At 44.8% G+C, this 18,688-nt stretch carries 16 protein-coding genes and 1 rRNA gene; 10 read left to right on the top strand and 7 right to left on the bottom strand.

Going from position 1 to position 18,688, the window contains the following annotated elements:
• Positions 1 to 15 precede the first annotated feature (15 nt).
• The 5 genes from tpx to rarD all read right to left on the bottom strand — a co-directional run bounded on the left by tpx (position 16) and on the right by rarD (position 5,718).
• The gene (tpx, locus tag IQO02_RS20155; protein ID WP_010440678.1) at positions 16 to 513 is read right to left on the bottom strand and encodes a thiol peroxidase; all 498 of its coding nucleotides are present in this window, start codon (positions 511 to 513) and stop codon (positions 16 to 18) included.
• Positions 514 to 1,317: 804 nt separating this feature from the next.
• Positions 1,318 to 3,075, bottom strand: a complete 1,758-nt coding sequence (ggt, locus tag IQO02_RS20150; RefSeq protein WP_010440681.1) for a gamma-glutamyltransferase — start codon at positions 3,073 to 3,075, stop codon at positions 1,318 to 1,320.
• Positions 3,076 to 3,166: 91 nt separating this feature from the next.
• Positions 3,167 to 3,829 carry a LysE family translocator gene (locus IQO02_RS20145; RefSeq protein ID WP_010440683.1) on the bottom strand — a complete coding sequence of 221 codons (663 nt, stop codon included), beginning with the start codon at positions 3,827 to 3,829 and terminating at the stop codon, positions 3,167 to 3,169.
• Positions 3,830 to 3,928: 99 nt separating this feature from the next.
• The gene (locus IQO02_RS20140; RefSeq protein WP_010440685.1) at positions 3,929 to 4,723 is read right to left on the bottom strand and encodes a helix-turn-helix transcriptional regulator; all 795 of its coding nucleotides are present in this window, start codon (positions 4,721 to 4,723) and stop codon (positions 3,929 to 3,931) included.
• An 80-nt stretch (positions 4,724 to 4,803) separates the two neighbouring features.
• Positions 4,804 to 5,718, bottom strand: a complete 915-nt coding sequence (gene rarD, locus IQO02_RS20135) for an EamA family transporter RarD (protein ID WP_010440687.1) — start codon at positions 5,716 to 5,718, stop codon at positions 4,804 to 4,806.
• Positions 5,719 to 5,897: 179 nt separating this feature from the next.
• Between rarD and recQ the strand changes: the two genes are divergently transcribed.
• The 3 genes from recQ to IQO02_RS20120 all read left to right on the top strand — a co-directional run bounded on the left by recQ (position 5,898) and on the right by IQO02_RS20120 (position 9,078).
• Complete coding sequence (gene recQ / locus IQO02_RS20130) at positions 5,898 to 7,736, top strand: ATP-dependent DNA helicase RecQ (protein ID WP_010440689.1); 1,839 nt, start codon at positions 5,898 to 5,900, stop codon at positions 7,734 to 7,736.
• An 80-nt stretch (positions 7,737 to 7,816) separates the two neighbouring features.
• Positions 7,817 to 8,128 carry a DUF3630 family protein gene (locus IQO02_RS20125; protein WP_010440691.1) on the top strand — a complete coding sequence of 104 codons (312 nt, stop codon included), beginning with the start codon at positions 7,817 to 7,819 and terminating at the stop codon, positions 8,126 to 8,128.
• A gap of 278 nt (positions 8,129 to 8,406) precedes the next feature.
• Positions 8,407 to 9,078, top strand: coding sequence for a 7-cyano-7-deazaguanine/7-aminomethyl-7-deazaguanine transporter (locus IQO02_RS20120; protein WP_010440693.1), 672 nt, complete (start codon positions 8,407 to 8,409; stop codon positions 9,076 to 9,078).
• Between the two features lie 102 nt (positions 9,079 to 9,180).
• Here the strand turns inward: IQO02_RS20120 and gppA are convergent, their stop codons facing one another.
• Both gppA and rhlB read right to left on the bottom strand, forming a co-directional pair.
• Entirely contained in the window at positions 9,181 to 10,674 is a 1,494-nt protein-coding gene (gene gppA / locus IQO02_RS20115) for a guanosine-5'-triphosphate,3'-diphosphate diphosphatase (RefSeq protein WP_010440695.1), read from the bottom strand.
• 6 nt (positions 10,675 to 10,680) lie between these two features.
• Positions 10,681 to 11,991 (bottom strand): ATP-dependent RNA helicase RhlB, encoded by a 1,311-nt coding sequence (gene rhlB, locus IQO02_RS20110; RefSeq protein WP_010440697.1) that lies wholly within the window; start codon positions 11,989 to 11,991, stop codon positions 10,681 to 10,683.
• Positions 11,992 to 12,102: 111 nt separating this feature from the next.
• On the opposite strand from rhlB, the gene trxA reads away from it, so the two are divergent.
• From trxA to IQO02_RS20075, 7 genes are all read left to right on the top strand, one after another.
• Positions 12,103 to 12,429 (top strand): thioredoxin TrxA, encoded by a 327-nt coding sequence (trxA, locus tag IQO02_RS20105; protein WP_010440700.1) that lies wholly within the window; start codon positions 12,103 to 12,105, stop codon positions 12,427 to 12,429.
• 202 nt (positions 12,430 to 12,631) lie between these two features.
• On the top strand, positions 12,632 to 13,891 hold the full coding sequence (gene rho / locus IQO02_RS20100; protein WP_010440702.1) for a transcription termination factor Rho: 1,260 nt from the start codon (positions 12,632 to 12,634) through the stop codon (positions 13,889 to 13,891).
• Positions 13,892 to 14,001: 110 nt separating this feature from the next.
• Positions 14,002 to 14,997, top strand: a complete 996-nt coding sequence (locus IQO02_RS20095; protein WP_010440704.1) for a hypothetical protein — start codon at positions 14,002 to 14,004, stop codon at positions 14,995 to 14,997.
• 98 nt (positions 14,998 to 15,095) lie between these two features.
• Positions 15,096 to 16,937: a 4-hydroxy-3-polyprenylbenzoate decarboxylase gene (gene ubiD, locus IQO02_RS20090; RefSeq protein ID WP_010440706.1), complete on the top strand. Its 1,842-nt coding sequence runs from the start codon at positions 15,096 to 15,098 to the stop codon at positions 16,935 to 16,937.
• Positions 16,934 to 17,203 carry a 2Fe-2S iron-sulfur cluster-binding protein gene (locus tag IQO02_RS20085; protein WP_016767813.1) on the top strand — a complete coding sequence of 90 codons (270 nt, stop codon included), beginning with the start codon at positions 16,934 to 16,936 and terminating at the stop codon, positions 17,201 to 17,203. Before ubiD ends, IQO02_RS20085 begins: the two co-directional genes overlap by 4 nt.
• A 20-nt stretch (positions 17,204 to 17,223) precedes the next feature.
• A complete protein-coding gene (gene fre, locus IQO02_RS20080; protein ID WP_010440710.1) occupies positions 17,224 to 17,937 on the top strand; it encodes an NAD(P)H-flavin reductase in 714 nt (237 codons plus the stop codon).
• A 552-nt stretch (positions 17,938 to 18,489) separates the two neighbouring features.
• Positions 18,490 to 18,688 (top strand): 16S ribosomal RNA (locus IQO02_RS20075); the annotation flags it as partial.

The following is an 18,688-nucleotide window of genomic DNA, read 5'->3' as shown; positions in this document are numbered from 1 at the left end:
GCCTTAAAGTAAGACTTACAGTGCTGCAAGTGCCGCTTCGTAGTTTGGTTCTTCAGTGATCTCTGCAACTAACTCGCTGTGTGTTACCACACCGTTTTCATCAACACATACAACTGCACGTGTTGTTAGGCCAGATAGTGGGCCTTCAGCGATCGCTACGCCGTAGTCTGATGCGAAAGTAGGAGAGCGGAAAGTCGAAGCGTGTTGAACGCCTTCAATGCCTTCTAGTTCGCAGAAGCGACCCGCAGCAAACGGAAGATCAGCAGAAATACAAACAACAACCGTGTTCTCAAGCTCTGCCGCTTTTGCGTTGAACGTGCGTACGCTCGTCGCACAAGTTGCGGTGTCGATGCTTGGGAAAATGTTTAGAACCACTTTCTTGCCTTCAAGAGAAGCAAGAGTCAGTTCAGAAAGATCGCCTGCAGTCAGTGCAAAGCTTGGAGACTTTTCACCCGTTTTTGGGAATGTGCCTGTTAGAGCTACAGCAGCGCCTTTGAAGGTAACGTGTGACATGAATTGTCCTTAGTTTAATTATGGTTATGAAACTAGTTGAGCCTAGTAAAGCTTACGTTACTCGGAAGTGGTTAAGAAGTGAATGATTTAAATGTCAGAATTGTAATTAAACGTATGTGATGTTTGGTGAGGTTTAGAGCGGAAAGGTTAATTGGAAAGTAATAAATAGAAGTATGGATAAAGAAAAACCCCGAGAGCTTGCGCTCATCGGGGTCTGTAGTCTTACTCGCAGCAATCCGGCTACTAAGTGTGCTCCATGCATCAAATCCATGATAGTGTGCTGTTATCCTTCAGCGTATTCCTTTCATCGCCTTCCTAGCGGTGTCCTTGATCTTATCCTGATCTGCCAACAATCCTCGTTAGCGCGCGTCACTTGTTCCTTGAGCGGTGTCCTTTACATCATCCTGATGTTCAGTCCTTTCCTCGTCCAGAGGTGTCCATTGTCTTTCCTTAGTAGCAACCATCCTAGTTACTATTGCGTCCATTCAATGTCCATTTCGCTATCCATGCCGATTATTCATCCTGAGTAATCGAATCTTCATCCTGAAGATAACCAAGTCCTTGGCGTTTCCTGTTCCGTGTCAGCATCCTTCCGACATCATTCATATTACCGATCTCCCATTTATCAGCAATGGTGCATAAGAGAATTTCTATATAATTATTTGAATGATAAATGTACGTTTTGTTTTATTTCAAATAGTTAAGATTATTAAGTGCTTATTTTCTCAGTTAAATAGAGATATTTACTCACTGCCTTGTGAGAGATCTCGCACAAGGCAGCGAGTAAAAAGGGAGGATTATTCCCTATTGGCCAATCGCAGCACCTTCACGACGAGGGTCTGCAGCACCTTCTAGGCCATATTTTGTGATGCGAATGGCGTGTAAACCCGAGTTAAGATCGCGAACGTTGACTTCAAATCCCATCTTTTCTAGCTCAGGTTTGAAGTTTTCCGCTGATGTTCCTTTTTCCAAATCTAAGCTACCGAAGCGGTTTAGGAAGTGCGGTTGGTTGATCGCTTGCTGAATATCCATGTCCCATTGGGTATGCGCAATGATCGCTTGTGCTACATAACCTATGATACGGCTGCCGCCTGGAGAACCAATCGCCATGTAAGGTTTATCATCTTGCATAATGATGGTTGGAGCCATCGAAGAGCGTGGACGCTTACCCGGTTCAAGTCGGTTCGCGATAGGTTTGCCATTATTGTGCGTTTTGAATGAGAAGTCCGTTAGTTCGTTATTGAGCAGGAAGCCTCTCACCATTAGGCGTGAGCCAAATGCGTTCTCAATGGTGGTGGTCATTGATACGACATTGCCATCGCTATCAACAATGTTGAAGTGGCTAGTGGACGGCAGTTCAATAGAGACATCTTGGCTTCTTTGCATTACATGATCCCACGGCGGTGTGCCTGAAGGTGCGTTTGCTAGTGCCTTACCTGCGGTAATTAACTGAGCTCGTTCCTGCAAATAGTCAGTATTGACTAACCCTTGGGTTGGCATAGGTACATAATCTTGATCTGCCATATACATACCACGGTCTGCAAAGGCTAGGCGAGAAGCATCCGCTAATACTTGCCAAGACTTTGCGTCGTTTGGTCCCCATGATTTGAGGTCAAATTGCTCGGTCATCGCTAAGATTTGCCCAACCGTTAATGCACCTGAACTTGGTGGTCCCATTCCACAAATATCGTAGCTCTCATAAGCGGAACAAACGGGTTCACGTTGCTTGATTGAATAGGCGTCGAAGTCTTTCTGTGCCAATACGCCCGGATTGCCTTTGGCAGTTTGCACAGCATTGATGATGTCGGCAGAGATCTCACCCTGATAGAAGGCTTTAGCGCCATCCTTTGAGATAGCGTTTAACGTTGCCGCGTATTCTGGGTTCTTAAGTTGCATGCCAGCTGCTTTCGGGCTGCCATCGGCATTAAAGAAGTAGGCTTTAGTGGTGGCAAAGCGGCTTAGACGTTCTTGGTCGTTCTCGATCAAGGTGGCTAAGCGTGGGCTGATGGTAAAACCTTTTTCAGCCAGTTGAGCGATAGGCTTGATGAGTGAGGCCCATTCTAGCTTGCCGTATTTCTGGTGGGTATCCCACAATAATTGAACCGTACCGGGTGTACCAACTGAGCGACCCCCAACTACCGCATCATAGAATTTAAGCGGTTGGCCGTTTTCGTCTTGGAATAGACGTGGTGTAGCATCAAGTGGTGCAGTTTCACGACCATCGTAGGTTTTGAGTTGCTTGTCCTTGCCATCAAAATAAACAAGGAACGCGCCACCACCAATACCTGATGACTGAGGTTCTACCAAGCCAAGCATAAGCTGTACCGCTACCATGGCGTCAATCGCGTTACCACCTCGGGCGAGGATGTCTGCGCCTGCTTGTGTCGCCAATGGGTTAGCTGCGGTGACCATCCAATCATTGGCTTTGACGAGTTGTTTAGTTTCTAAACCACTACTTTGTTCAGGCGCGACGGCATCGGCAGCTTGATTTGCCCAACTGACATGGGAGGCAAAAAGTAGGGTAGAAGTAGCGAGGGTTGTTAGTTTTGTTTTCCACTGCATGATCTTCTCCTTTTAATATGCAGAGCTAGATTGACAGTGGAAATAACATTTAGCCAGTGTATTGTTAATTAATTGTAATCTTTGTTCTAATTTAGAGCAGTAGTGATGAGGCTGATTGCCACAAAATACTGACGCCAATAATGGTGAATACAGCGCCGCACAAGCCATCGATATAGACAGTCGCTTCATGTAATTTTTTCTGTAAGGCTTTAGTAGATAGCATCCAAGCTAAAAGTGAAAACCAAAACAGCGACAGGCCAAATAAGATAAGCAGAGCAAAACCTTTACCTGAAAGAGACATGTCAGCAGGCACTAGGCTCGACATTAAACTAATGAAAAACACCAAAGCCTTTGGGTTGAGAATGTTAGTGGCAAAACCCTTAGAAAACGCCTCACGCTTGTTGGTAAGAATGAGATCTGTGGAATGAACAGAATCAGTGTCGTCATCGTGATGCTGGATCGTATACCAAGTGGCTTTCAAAGCGCCATAACCTAGGTACAACAAGTAACTACCACCTGCTAGTTGGATTATCGCAAATAGAGTCGGTTGCTGGTGGACCAAGTAACTTATCCCCGTTAGGCTCAGCAGTGAGTGCAGTAATATCCCGCAAGACAATCCTAAAGCAATGTACAAGCCTGTTTGTCTACCATGACGTGTCGCGTTTTGCACGACTAACGCAAAGTCAGGGCCGGGACTCATCAAAGCGATGAAGTGGATAGAGGCTAGGGTGATCAATATGGTGACTTCATTCATTGTTCGTTCTCAATAACCTTGCAGCTATTTTAAAATAAGTAATCGTATTGAGCGTAGCTTACCGTGATTTGAAATGGAGCAATTGTAAATTATCAACACTTAGTTGATTTGTGATGGTGGGACACCGAATGTGGTTTTGAAGGCCTTGGAGAAATGGGCTTGATCATAAAAGCCAACTTGGTGTGCAACCATGGTGCCACAGATCCCTGATTTAATAAGGCGCATACTCTGTTCCATACGTAAACGGCTTAGCCAAGCATAAGGAGTGATACCCATCTTATTTTTGAAGTGGCGTTGGAACTGAGTGGTGGTTAAGCCGCATAGGTCTGACAGTTGTTCTAAACGAACTGGCTGGTCCAAATTCGCCATCAAATAGTCTTTTAGCGTATCAATCGATTGATTACCCAGTTTGATGTCGCTTTTCGATCCAAACTTTGCATAACGATCGACAATCGTAGAAAACCCTTCGAAAGGTAAGCAGTCTTGAGCGAGTTGGCTGACGTTTTGAGTTATTAAAAGACGGTGTAGGTTACACAATTGTGAAAAAGCGGCTTGATCGGAGAGGATCAACTCAGAAAAGCCTAATGTATGACCATTTAGCTTGGGATCGGCAAGATCTTGAAACCATTGAGGAGAAATCGCAAATACGCTGACTTGATAACCTGAATCGAGTTTGGAGTGCCCATCATGAAGCTCATCAGGCGGCATGATAACAACTTGGCCAGCTCCGACATGGTGACTCGCACCTTGATAGACAAACTTTTGTTGGCCTTTTGTTATTAAGCCAATGTGAAAGTCCAAATGATAGTGACGCTGAAACGCGAACTCTTGGTATTGAGCTTTAATCAGGCTGATATCTTCTGTCGGTGTAGAGTAATAGTGGACTTTATCCATGGTACAAAAAAGCTTGGTCAAATAGTCATCAATTCAACCAAGCTTATCTTCGTCACTCGCAGTTGTCTTGTAAAAAACGATCAGTTCTTTTGTTTAGCTTGTTTGTTCTTTTTGTTGTTACTCAAACCATCAAAGCTGAATACCACTAATGCCCCCCAAATAAAGGCAAAGGTAACAGCTTTGTCTGACGTAAAGGCTTCACCATAAATCAGCACGGCCAATAAGAACATTAAGCTTGGACCGATGTACTGGAAGAAACCCAGTGTCGATAGTTTTAATCGCGTAGCTGCACCCGTAAAACACAGTAAAGGGATGGTTGTAATCACACCAGCAGCAACCAGTAATAGGTTGAGCTGCATCGGGTTCATTGATAAGTCTGAGGTTGGACTATCGGCAATAAACAGTAAGTACGTTGCAGCGAGAGGCAACATTACTAGGGTTTCAATGAACAAACCTGTTTGTGCCTCTAAGCTAACTTTCTTACGTAGCAAGCCGTAGAAACCAAAACTAAAGGCTAATGCGATAGCGACAATAGGAATTGAGCCAAAGGCTATCAATTGGATAAGGACTCCGACAGCCGCTAGCGCAACCGCACACCACTGTAGTCTGCGTAAACGTTCGCCAAGGAACAGCATCCCAAGCAAGACGTTAATCAGTGGGTTGATGTAATACCCTAAGCTGGCATCGAGCATATGATTGGAATTAACCGCCCAGATAAAAATGAGCCAATTGGCACCCACCAAGATCGAAGTCGCCACCAAATAAAGCATTTTTGGTTTTGAGGTTAAGGTGTCACGAACCTTGCGCCAGCTGCGACCAATATGCAGTAAGAAAGCGAGTAGGAAAAAAGACCAAACTACACGGTGGCTAAGGATCTCTAGCGGGGAGACGTCACTTAAAGATTTGAAATATATAGGGGCGATCCCCCACATGGTGTAAGCGCCGACGGCAAGCAAGATTCCTTGGCGAGTACGTTGTTGTTCTTCAGGGGTCATACAACTTTCTCTAGCATTGAGTGCTTATTAATAAGATTTATAAGAGAGTTGGTCAGTATAGGAGCGTTAACCCTTTTCACCTAACAATTTGCGGTTTAATTCACCAGCGTTCCCCTCTACAATGTGCGCCTTGCTTGCGAATGATGCTGGCTGATTTTATACCTCGATTAGGAACCACAATGACCGCCACTCTGATTGCTGAGCAAATACCGACTCCCGCGAATGATGCGCAAAACATCTTACAAGATGTCTTTGGTTATCAAAGTTTTCGCGATGGTCAGCAAGAGGTCATCGATCTTGCCGTTGAAGGCAAAGATAGCTTGGTGATTATGCCAACTGGTGGCGGTAAGTCGCTGTGTTATCAAATTCCGGCCTTGGTTCGTGAAGGGTTAACTTTGGTTATCTCACCACTGATCTCGCTAATGAAAGACCAAGTTGACCAATTGAAGGCCAATGGCGTCGCTGCTGAGTGCATTAACTCGTCGATGCCAAGAGAAAAGCTAATCTCGGTGTTTAATCGCATGAACTCAGGCCAATTGAAAATGGTCTATGTTTCGCCAGAGCGGGTGTTGATGCGTGACTTTATCGAGCGTCTACAAGGGCTTCCTCTTTCAATGATCGCAGTCGATGAAGCGCACTGTATCTCTCAGTGGGGACACGACTTCCGCCCTGAATATGCATCATTGGGGCAACTTAAACAGTACTTCCCGCATGTACCTTATATGGCGCTAACGGCAACCGCTGACGATGCGACGCGCAAAGATATTATCTCGCGTTTGCAGTTGGTGGAGCCGCACACTTATTTAGGCAGCTTCGATCGTCCTAATATTCGTTACAACCTTGTAGAGAAACACAAGCCAGTGTCTCAGGTGGTTCGCTACCTAGAAACACAGAAAGGTAATTGCGGCATTATCTACTGTGGTAGCCGTAAAAAAGTGGAAATGGTGACCGAGAAGCTGTGCAATAACGGTCTTCGTGCGGCGGGTTATCATGCCGGAATGGACACTGATGAGCGTGCTTATGTGCAAGAGGCCTTCCAACGCGATGATATTCAGATCGTTGTGGCGACTGTGGCGTTTGGTATGGGTATCAATAAACCCAATGTACGCTTTGTGGTGCACTTTGATATTCCACGTAACATCGAATCTTACTATCAAGAGACTGGCCGTGCGGGTCGTGATGGCTTGCCTGCTGAAGCTATGATGCTGTTTGACCCTGCTGATATGGGGTGGCTGCGTCGCATGCTGGATGAGAAAGAAGAAGGCCCACAGAAACAAGTTGAAATGCACAAGCTGAACGCGATGAGTGCCTTTGCTGAAGCGCAAACTTGTCGTCGTCAGGTTCTGCTTAATTACTTTGGCGAATATCGTGAGAAGCAATGTGGTAACTGCGATATTTGCTTAGATCCACCAAAACACTTTGACGCGACCCAAGAAGCGCAAAAGGCGTTGTCTTGTGTGTACCGCGTAAATCAGTCATTTGGTATGGGTTACGTGGTTGAAGTGATGCGTGGTATGCAGAACATCCGTGTGCGCGATAATGGTCACGATAAGTTGTCTACTTACGGTATTGGTCGCGATCACAGCCACGACTACTGGATCAGTATCTTCCGTCAGTTAATTCACAAAGGCTTGTTGTTCCAGAACATCACTCGTAACTCGACTTTGCAGTTAACCGAAGAAGCACGCCCGCTGTTACGCGGTGAAATGTCTTTGGAGTTGGCAGTGCCTCGTTTGGATACCGCAGTTCGTAATGCTAAGTCCGATAAGTTAAGTAGCAAGAACTACGATAAGAAGCTGTTTGCCAAACTGCGTAAGCTGCGTAAGTCGATTGCTGATGAAGATGGCTTACCACCTTATGTTGTCTTCAGTGATGCGACCTTGATTGATATGGCCGAAATCCTACCCACATCTTACGGAGAGATGTTGGCAGTGAATGGTGTCGGTCAACGCAAACTCGATAAGTACGCTGATCCATTCTTAGATTTGATTCAAGAACACATTACCACCCACGGCTAATTGGCTGATTGCTAGTTTTCAGAAGCGTTTAGCTTATAAGAACGGTTAGTTCATAGAAAAAGAATAAGGTTGATAGGGACATGACAACAAACACAGAATTTGGCTTAAGAGAGTATTTAGCTGAGGAAGGGCGTTTATTGATTACGTCTCCAAGTTTTGATTTTGATTCTTACGAAGTGTTAGGTGAAAAGCTGGTGGCATTGCTGTCCGCTTCTGTTGTAGAAAAGCAATGGGACGCTGACATGCATTCTTGGTTGATCGATTTTGAAGACTGTCGAATGTTTTTAAAGTCTGAACATTACAGTGAATCAATCTGGTTTGAGTCGTTAAACGCTGAAGAAAGCCGAGAAGAGTTTGATTATCTCGCGACGCTTTTCAAGCGTGGCTTCTAACTTCAAGCGCATTTCTAATTTTAGGCATAGAACCTAAAAACCTCGCTTTAAAAAACATAGCTTTTAACGTCATTCGCCAATAAATGTGAGGATAAACGTTTGCGTCTATTCTCACCGTTGCAGCCAATATTGATTAATGTATAATCGCCCGCCGCTCAATAGAGCAATTTATAGATACATTTTTAATTCACATTATTGGTAAGAGCTTTCTTGGTTTATTCGAAGAAATGACTCGATTTGGGTTCCCTCACCCCCAAACCAAACTAAAAAGGTACAGCATGAGTAACTTTACCCCTGCGCAACAGCGCAAAGCCCTAGCACTATTAGTTTTGTTCCATTTGGTGATTATTGCGTCAAGCAACTATCTGGTTCAGCTACCTTTTACCGTTTTCGGTATGCACACCACTTGGGGTGCTTTCACTTTCCCGTTTATCTTCCTAGCGACCGACCTAACAGTACGCATTTTTGGCGCGCAGCTTGCTCGTAAAATCATTTTCTTAGTGATGTTGCCTGCACTAGCCGTTTCTTATTTATTGTCTGTGGTGTTCTTTGAAGGTTCATTCCAAGGCTTTAGCCAATTAGGTGAGTTCAACTTGTTTGTTGCACGTATCGCCGCGGCGAGCTTCATGGCTTATTTACTGGGTCAGATCTTGGATGTGCATGTTTTTAACCGCTTACGCCAAATGAAGCAGTGGTGGGTAGCCCCAACGTGTTCAACGCTATTTGGTAACGCGCTCGATACCATCGCGTTCTTTGCGATTGCTTTCTACCAAAGCCCAGATCCATTCATGGCTGAGCACTGGACTGAGATTGCATTGGTCGATTATGGCTTCAAGCTTATCATCAGCTTAGGTCTGTTCGTACCTATGTACGGTGTGCTACTTAATTACGTGGTTAAGAAGTTAACCGCAGTGAACCCTGACTTTAAAGCGACAGGTGTTAACGCTTAAGTTTGAGATTTGTAACGCAAAGCATTAATGCAGCGGTAAGAAAAAGCCCAAGTTAGTCAACTAACTTGGGCTTTTTTAATTTCTAGCGACAGATAATTAATATCACAGGCATTCTATATTGAGCGGCCAACCAATATCAGTTTGGCGGTTCGACTCAATTTCTAGCTCAGCAGCCGTAAGAGGGTTGGCCTCCAACCATTGCTTGGACAGATTTAATGTTAGCTTGTCATCTTGTGCTGTTAACTTCACTTGCGCGACAAGGTCAGGGTTACGGCGATGAGTTAGCAAAATGGCTAAGCGTAGAATACGTAAAATACGTTTGCTACTAGTACCTGATACGGCGTGTTGCTCTGGCAGTGATGTCAGTTGCTCACGGTAGCGACGTACGAGTTCACCGAGGTAGTGCTTCTGTGCACGTGTAAAACCAGGCAAATCCAAGTTTTGTAGTAAGTATGCGCTGTGTTCGCCACCTTTTTTGAAATCGATGGTTAAACCAATTTCGTGCAGTTTAGCTGCAGTTTGCAAAAGGATACCAGCTTGAGGTTCTGATACCCATTCCTCAGCGCCCGCTTGTTCAAATAGATATTGTGCTAACGATGCAACTTGCTCACCGTAAGTGACGTCCATTTGATAGCGAGACTGAACGCTAGCTACCGTACGAGCCCTAATATCTTCTTGGCGTAACTCGTCAACCATCTCATAAGCAAGGCCTTCACGGAGTGCACCGCCGGCGAGTGTCATTGAATCAATCTCAAGCAGCTCAAAAATAGCAATTAGAATCGATAGGCCACTCGGGAATACAAGTGCACGTTCAAGGGTTAACCCTTCAATCTCTAGCTCTTCGAGTCGCTCTGCTGCCATTGCTTGTTTTTGTAGGCGTTTAAGCTTGGCGTGAGTGATGACCTCATCCATGCCTTGTGCCAACATGATTTCTTGCAAAGCTTGAACGGTGCCACTTGCACCAACACACACATCCCATCCTATATCCGTGTAGCTATCAAGGATTGGTGCCAGCGTAGATTTAGCCGCTTCAATGGCGTTGTCAAAGTTGGTTGCGGTTAATTGGCGATCTTTAAAATGACGCTCAAGCCAAGTAACACAGCCCATCTTCAGGCTAGTTAATGCTTTCGCTGAGAAGCCTTCACCGATGATCATCTCGGTACTCGCGCCACCAATGTCAACAACTAGTCGGCGACCACTGCCACCAGAAGTGTGTGCTACGCCTTTATAGATAGTCGCAGCTTCTTCTTCACCAGAGATAACATTGATATCGTAACCAAGGATCTGGTTCGCTTTCTCTAGAAAGATACCCACATTGGTCGCTGTACGCAGGGTCGCGGTACCTACAATGCGGATATTTTCTTTAGGAATGTCTTGCAGTCGCTCTGCAAAGAGACTCAAACAGTCCCAGCCTCGCTGCATCGCTTCTTTACTAAGTGCGTTATTTTCATCTAAGCCTGCGGCTAAACGAACTTTACGCTTAATCTTAGCCATGGTTTGCACGCTGCCATCGATATGGCGCACAACGAGCATATGAAAACTGTTCGACCCGAGGTCGATTGCAGCGTAAAGCGGGGATGACACTGTTTGGCTCATAAGCGACTAAGCTTCCTTGTTATGACGCGGTTGGCGTGGGCGACGGTTCTGGTTTGGTTTACGGTTACCGTTACGTGGACCATTGTTGTTTGAGCGACGTTGTTGCGGGTTACGTGTACGTAAACGCAATGGTGCCGGTAGATCTTCTAGTAGTGCAGAAGCATCGTAGTCAGACATTGGAATAGCGTGCTCGATGTATTCTTCGATTGGTGGCAAGTTGATTGCGTAATCTTCACAAGCAAAGCTGATCGAATGACCGCTTTCACCAGCACGACCTGTACGGCCGATACGGTGAACGTAATCTTCGCAATCGTCTGGCAGGTCAAAGTTGAATACGTGTGTTACTTGAGGAATGTGTAAGCCACGTGCTGCAACATCGGTTGCTACAAGTAGGTCAACATCACCTTTAGTGAACTGTTCAAGAATCTTTTCACGTTTCTTCTGTGGAACATCACCTGTTAGTAGACCAACACGATGACCATCGGCAGCCAAGTGACCCCAAACTGATTCACATTTGTGCTTCGTGTTAGCGAAGATGATTGCGCGATCTGGCCATTCTTCTTCGATTAACGTTTGTAGAAGGGCCATCTTATGTTCGTTAGAAGGGTAGAAAAGCTCTTCCTGAATGCGGTGACCTGTTTTGCGCTCTGGCTCAACAACAACATGCTCTGGGTTGTGCATGTGTTCGAACGCTAGCTCTTGTACGCGGTAAGACAGCGTCGCAGAGAACAGCATGTTCAGGCGATCTTTTGGCTCAGGCATACGGCGGAACAAGAAGCGGATGTCTTTGATGAAACCAAGATCGAACATGCGATCAGCTTCGTCAAGAACAACAGCTTGAATATGGTTAAGGTTAAATACCTTCTGCTTGTAGAAATCGATGATACGGCCAGTTGTACCAATTAAGATATCTGCGCCTTCTTCGATCTTACCTAGTTGCTTGTCGTAGCTTTCGCCACCGTAAGCAAGTGCTGCTTTGATACCTGTGCTTTCAACCAGAGAGTCAGCATCGTTGTAGATCTGAATCGCGAGTTCACGTGTTGGTGCCATAATAATCGCACGTGGCTGGTTAGGCTTGCGCCCTTCATGCTCAGGTGTTTTTAGCAGGTGATTAAAAGTAGCAGTAAGAAACGCAAGCGTTTTACCAGTACCCGTTTGGGCCTGGCCTGCAATGTCTTGGCCGGTGAGCAGTACCGGGAGCGCCAAGGCTTGGATAGGGGTACAGTAATCGAACCCTTTTTTCTCCAATCCTTCAATGACTTGCGGGAGTAAATCCAAGTCGGCGAACTTTTGCTCTGTGATATGCGTCTTTTTCATTGCTATAGAATATCAGCTTAAGCTTGCAATACGAAAGTAAATACATTCCAATAGGGCATCTATTTACTGGTTATCATCCAACCAGTTCTAAAAAATACATTGGAGTGGAAGATGAGTGATAAGATTTTGCAGCTAACTGATGACGGTTTTGATAACGATGTGATCAATGCTGCAGGCCCGGTTCTTGTTGATTTTTGGGCTGAATGGTGTGGTCCTTGTAAGATGATTGCTCCGATTCTTGATGAAATCGCAGACGAGTACGAAGGCAAGCTCACTATCGGTAAATTAAATATCGACCAAAACGCAGGAACTCCACCAAAATTTGGTATTCGCGGTATTCCAACGCTACTTCTTTTCAAAGATGGTGGCGTAGCAGCAACTAAAGTTGGTGCATTGTCTAAAACTCAACTTAAAGAGTTCCTAGACGCTAACCTTTAATTAGGTGAGCATTTGAAAAGAAACCGCGCAGTTAACAAATGCGCGGTTTTGTTTTTTCTAAGCTATGGACTAGTCTTAGTTTTAGTGCTAATTTATCGCACGTTAATTGAACGAATTTCTCTTCTTGGTCGATCCTGCGTGACCAAATCCTTCTTAACTTAAGAAAACAGATCCTATTTTGACTAAACAAACTTCCACCACTATGAATCTTACTGAACTGAAGAACAGACCAGTGTCTGAACTTGTTAAACTTAGCGAAAGCCTAGGTCTTGAAAATCAAGCTCGCTTAAGAAAACAAGACATTATCTTCTCCATCCTTAAAGCGCATGCAAAAAGTGGTGAAGACATCTTTGGTGATGGTGTTCTAGAAATTCTTCAAGACGGTTTTGGTTTCCTGCGTAGCGGCGACAGCTCATACCTTGCTGGGCCAGATGATATTTATGTATCACCAAGCCAGATTCGTCGTTTTAACCTTCGCACAGGTGATTCTATTGGCGGTAAAATCCGCCCACCTAAAGATGGCGAGCGTTACTTTGCACTACTTAAAGTAAACACGGTTAACTACGACAAGCCAGACAACGCACGTAACAAAATCCTTTTTGAAAACCTTACTCCTCTTCATGCCAACGAACGTATGGTGATGGAAGCTGGTAATGGTGCGACTGAAGATATCACAGCCCGAATCCTTGACCTTGCTTCACCAATTGGTAAAGGTCAGCGTGGTCTGATTGTTGCTCCGCCTAAAGCGGGTAAAACAATGCTGCTGCAAAATATCGCTCAAAGCATTGCTCGCAACCATCCAGAGTGTGAACTAATGGTTCTACTTATCGATGAGCGTCCAGAAGAAGTAACAGAAATGCAGCGCCTAGTTAAAGGTGAAGTAATTGCATCGACTTTCGATGAGCCAGCATCTCGCCACGTACAAGTAGCAGAAATGGTAATCGAGAAGGCGAAGCGCCTTGTTGAACACAAGAAAGACGTGGTTATCCTACTGGACTCAATCACTCGTCTCGCTCGTGCTTACAACACCGTGATTCCTTCATCTGGTAAAGTTCTTACTGGTGGTGTTGATGCGAATGCTCTACATCGTCCAAAGCGCTTCTTTGGTGCGGCACGTAACGTAGAAGAAGGCGGTAGCTTAACTATCATCGCAACAGCACTGGTTGATACTGGTTCTAAGATGGATGAAGTTATCTACGAAGAGTTCAAAGGTACAGGTAACATGGAACTGCACCTTAACCGTAAGATTGCGGAAAAACGCGTATTCCCAGCGATTGATTTCAACCGCTCTGGTACTCGTCGTGAAGAGCTTCTTACTAAGAACGATGAATTACAGAAGATGTGGATCCTGCGTAAGATTGTTCACCCAATGGGCGAAATCGACGCGATGGAATTCCTTATCGACAAGCTAGCAATGACTAAAACGAACGATGAGTTCTTTGACGCAATGCGCCGTCAGTAACCTTGACGGGTTTATAGTTATCAAAAAGCGCTGCCTTCGGGTGGCGCTTTTTATTTGCATTTTACAGCGCTAGCTTGCAGAATGACCAAAAGTGTTAAAAGGAAGTTAAAATGCAACATGGACTGTTGTCATCATTACTCCTGTCTACTTCACTGTTATTTTCACCGGTTGGTATGAGCTATGCCACCGAGATGTCTCCACTTACAGTTGAGTCTTGGCTTGAGAATGATCAAGTAAAACTGAAAACTGCTGAATTACTCGAGCTTGTTGTGCGTGATGAAGTCAATTCGTTACGTTTCGCGCTTGAGCGTCTGACATTTCCTCAGCAAGAGGTAGCTCGTTACCAACTTTTGAAGAAGATTGAGCAACAAAAAATTGCACTCACTCCTAAGATGTCTATCTTCATCGAGCAACAACTTGATCTCACGCCGACTTACCAAGTTTTAGAGCGTGGTGATGGATATGAGTTCACGGTACCTGCCTTTAATTACCCTTCGATTGCTAATCGATTAATCAAACAGTGGCACCAAGACCAAACAACATTGGTATTTGTGTTAGATGCAGAAAAACAAGAGCTCGACCTAAAAGAGTGGCTATCTGGCCCTGAGCATCAAGTTCAAACGCGAGAGGCTCTGTTAATAAGAGAGCTAGATAGTTTGTCACCTGAAGCGGTTGATTATCTGACTAAGCAACTCACCGCATCTTCTATTGTTAGTTGGTTACCTTCTACAGAGGTGGTGGTTCGATTAGCGCAAGTCAGCGAAGACCCGGAGGTTTACAAGATTCTATGGCGAATGAAGGCCGATTATCATAGTCAAGCCGAACTAGTGCGCCTTGCTGAAACTAAACAAACGTTCGCGCTTGAACAGGTAATGGCGGCGACTAAGAATCCGCGCTTGAAAGATGAGGCGATAACTTTGCTTACCAAGGTTAATCCGTTATCAGAAGAAGTGAAGCAGTTCCTTGTCTCTCGGATGGCGATTGCCGATGAAGCGCCATTAGTCGCGCGTGAACTGGCCAAACAAGGTCACACTCGCTGGTTGCAAGACCTCGTCAATGATAACCCTCAGGTGAAGAGCTCTTTGATCGAGCAAGCATTACCGTAAAGTGGATTTTGCCTCTCAATAACCACATTAAAAAGGGGGATCTCAGCGTCACCCTTTTTGATATACTGAGCGCAGAATAATCAGCATGTAGAAGTCCTATGAGTTTTAAAGATTTACGTGATTTTATCGACCATCTTGAAAGTATTGGTCAGTTGAAACGCATTTCTCACCCTGTCGATCCAGACTACGAAATGACCGAGATTAGCGACCGTACTCTACGTGCTGGTGGCCCGGCTCTTTTGTTTGAAAATCCTGTAGGCTATGACATGCCTGTTTTGACTAACCTATTTGGTACACCTAACCGTGTGGCTATTGGTATGGGTCGTCAGGAAGTAAAAGAACTGCGTGAAGTGGGCAAGTTGCTTGCTTACCTAAAAGAGCCTGAGCCCCCAAAAGGCTTTAAAGACGCTCTTGATAAGCTGCCAGTGTTTAAGCAAGTCTTAAACATGCCGGCTAAACGCCTTCGCAAAGCGGCTTGCCAACAAGTGGTTTGGCAAGGTAATGAGGTCGACCTAGATAAAATTCCTGTGATGAGTTGCTGGGCCGACGATGTCGCGCCATTGCTAACATGGGGTTTAACGGTTACTCGTGGTCCAAATAAAAAACGCCAAAACTTAGGTATCTATCGCCAGCAAAAGATCGGTAAAAACAAAATCATCATGCGTTGGTTAGCCCATCGTGGTGGTGCGCTTGATCTACGCGATTGGATGGAAACCAACCCAGGTAAACCATTTCCGATATCTGTAGCATTTGGCGCAGACCCTGCCACCATTCTTGGCGCGGTGACACCAGTACCAGATACCTTATCGGAATACGCATTTGCAGGATTGCTGCGTGGTAGTAAAACTGAGGTCGTTAAATCAATCAGTAATGACCTAGAGGTACCAGCAAGTGCGGAAATCGTAATGGAAGGCTACATCGACCCGAATGAGTTCGCGGACGAAGGCCCATACGGAGACCACACGGGTTACTACAACGAGAAAGAAAAGCACCACGTATTTACGATTACTCATGTAACCATGCGCGAGAACCCTATTTATCACAGCACGTATACTGGCCGTCCGCCTGATGAGCCAGCGGTATTGGGTGTTGCACTAAATGAAGTGTTTGTTCCTATTCTTCAAAAGCAGTTCCCTGAGATCGAAGATTTCTACCTGCCGCCTGAAGGTTGTTCGTACCGAATGGCGGTAGTGACAATGAAGAAGCAATACCCAGGTCACGCTAAGCGAGTGATGATGGGTGTATGGTCTTTCTTGCGTCAATTCATGTACACCAAATTTGTATTGGTGTGCGATGAGGATGTGAACGCACGTGATTGGTCTCAAGTAACCGCTGCGATGTGTAAATATATGGATCCGTCACGCGATAGCTTGATGATAGAGAACACACCGATCGACTCGTTAGATTTTGCGTCTCCAGTGGTTGGATTGGGTTCTAAGATGGGCTTAGACATCACCAAGAAGTGGGATGCGGAGTTAGCATTATCGCCAGACGTTGAATCTGCGCCTGTAAGTAGTGAACATATCGAAGGTAGCCTGGCTGAGTTAACTAAGGCTCACCCTGAAATTATTGATATTCATCTACAGAACGACAACGCCAGCATGGTTGTCGTGTCTATTGATAAGCAAGCTGCAGGTAACGGTAAGAAAATCATGGAAGCGGTTTGGTCTCAATTTGATGAGAATAAATTTGTTATCGTGTGTGATGGTGATGTCAACGTGAGTGATTGGAATGACATCATTTGGGCGGTGACCACAAGAATGGACCCGGCCAGAGATACATTGTTCCTGCAGAATGAAACTGGACACTCAAAAATGGGTCTAGATGCGACTAATAAATGGGAAGGTGAATGCCTTCGTGAGTGGGGGGTGCCAATTACAAAAGATCCTGAGCTCGTCAAAAAGATTGATAGCATTTGGGAACAGCTAGGAATTTCATGAGCTACCAAGTAGTCTTATATCCAGAAAACATCAGTTTCACAGTAGGAAAAGGGCAAACGATCTTGGATGCTGCGCTCAACAGCAATATCAATTTCCCGAATCGTTGCCAAGTTGGCGCATGCGCGATGTGTATGTGCAAAAAATTAGAAGGCCAAGTGAGTTACCACCTTGAACCCATGCTCACAGAGAAAGAGCAGTTACAAGGTTGGATTTTTGCTTGCCAAGCATTTGCAGAAAGTAATTTAGTTCTAACCTTTGCCGATTAAGGGTTAGTGAGAGGAAGAACATGACTATTAAATGTAAAGTGAAATCTATCGAGCCTTTGGCTTGTAACACTTACCAAATCCTACTTCACCCAGAAACACCGGTCGCTTTTAAAGCGGGACAATACTTGATGGTTGAAATGGGTGAAAAAGACAAGCGCCCATTTTCGATTGCAAGTAGCCCTTGTCGCCATGAAGGCGAGCTTGAGTTACACATTGGTGCTGCTGAGCACAATGCTTACGCGTTAGAAGTTGTTGAGGCGATGAAAAAAGCACAATCTGAAGATGGTGATATTGCTATTGATGCTCCTCACGGTAACGCGTGGGTTAAAGAAGAAAGCGAACGTCCTCTATTATTGATTGCTGGTGGTACTGGTTTCAGCTATGTACGTTCGATTCTTGATCACTGTATTGCACAAAACAGCAAGAAAGAGATTCACTTATACTGGGGCGCAAAAGATGAGTGCCAGTTATATGCGAAAGAAGAGTTAGTCGATATTGCAGAAAAACATAGCAACGTACACTTTGTACCTGTTGTAGAACAAGCTCCTGAGGTTTGGCATGGTCAAACAGGTAATGTGCTTGAAGCTATTACGCAAAGCTTCGAATCATTAGCTGATTTCGATATCTATATTGCGGGCCGTTTTGAAATGGCGGGTGCAGCAAGAGACTTATTTACTCAAAACAAAGACGCAAAGCGCGACCATATGTACGCTGATGCTTACGCGTTTATCTAACAATACCTTTAGATTTTGAGTAAAAAGAGAGCAGAAATGCTCTCTTTTTTACGTTTAGGTGAACTATTAGGCAGTTAACCCCTATTTATTCATTTTTTATGAAAAAGTAGTTGCTAAGCTGAGAGGGTTCCCTATAATGCGACACCACTGAGACGGCAGACGCCACAAGGCTTCAGCAAGAATCAGTAAGACGGAAAGCGACAAAAAATTAATTTTCAAAAAGTGTTTGACACTGAATGTTAATTCGCTAGAATGGCCGTCCACTTCGAGAGGCACCTTACTTAAAAGGATCGCTTGAGAAGTAAAGCTCTTTAACAATTTAAACCTATCAATCTGTGTGGGCACTCGTTGATGAATATCAAAACGTTTTATCCTTTTGGATAAAACAGTTACTTCGGTAACAAACTTGATTTCAATGAACTGAGTGACCAATACGTTTAACTACTTGTAGTTATTCGGCACAGTCAATTCATTACCATTCTGTTGGAATGGTAATAGCTTTAAAATTACATAGTAGTTTTGAAGTCAGTATTCGTTGAGTCACAAAATCTTAAATTGAAGAGTTTGATCATGGCTCAGATTGAACGCTGGCGGCAGGCCTAACACATGCAAGTCGAGCGGAAACGACAACATTGAATCTTCGGAGGATTTGTTGGGCGTCGAGCGGCGGACGGGTGAGTAATGCCTAGGAAATTGCCTTGATGTGGGGGATAACCATTGGAAACGATGGCTAATACCGCATGATGCCTAC

Source organism: Vibrio sp. OPT24 (assembly GCF_015163545.1).
Taxonomy (GTDB): Bacteria; Pseudomonadota; Gammaproteobacteria; order Enterobacterales; family Vibrionaceae; genus Vibrio; species Vibrio cyclitrophicus.
Note: the sequence above shows the minus strand (reverse complement) of the source record. Positions and strands in the feature narration are given on the sequence as shown.